At 62.1% G+C, this 609-nt stretch carries 1 protein-coding gene; it reads left to right on the top strand.

Translation table 11 applies throughout. The features are described 5' to 3' along the window. Positions 1-149: 149 nt before the first annotated feature. The coding region (locus tag DVK07_RS23980; RefSeq protein WP_121598592.1) for a hypothetical protein at positions 150-609 on the top strand (460 nt) is incomplete at its 3' end.

Below are 609 nucleotides of genomic sequence, written 5' to 3'. Positions count from 1 at the left end.
GAAGCCGTCCAGAACAGCGTCGACAGTCCGGGCGTGTCCTACATGCTCGTCAGCGTTACACCAGCGCAGACCGTCGTCTGTGATGACGGCACCGGCGTCGTGGGCGAAAGCGAAAGCACCACCGTATCAGGTACCGATAGACCGAACGAATGAGTGCCCCGTCGCTCCCGACCGGCTACGATGTCTCCAAGCACGTCCCAGCTGGCCGCCGCGACTGCCTGCTCACCGTCGGGTTCGACCAGCACCAGCAACACATCCCGCGCTTCCTCGTTCAGCTTCACTATCGCGTCGCGACCGACCCGATCGAGTGGACGGCAATCGCCCGGATGGACCACAACGAGACATCGACACTCGGGCATGACGTGTACCACGAGGGGCTCCACGTCGATGTCGTACGCCGCTCGCAGCCGACTGTCCACCTCCAACTCGCGCATACGCCGCTGTCAAAAAGTCGAGGATCAGTCATCCGCGGCTGTGTTAACTACCTTAAACGCGAGGCCGAGTACTTCGTCGATGTCTTCGAAGAACGCCGGTCGCCGGGTCGCCCGCCGTCGTGGTCGGATGGTGGTGAACCGACACCTACGTTTATTTGTTCGCGCCGGGTAGAAG

Source organism: Halorubrum sp. Atlit-26R (assembly GCF_003666015.1).
GTDB lineage: Archaea > Halobacteriota > Halobacteria > Halobacteriales > Haloferacaceae > Halorubrum.
Note: the sequence above shows the minus strand (reverse complement) of the source record. Positions and strands in the feature narration are given on the sequence as shown.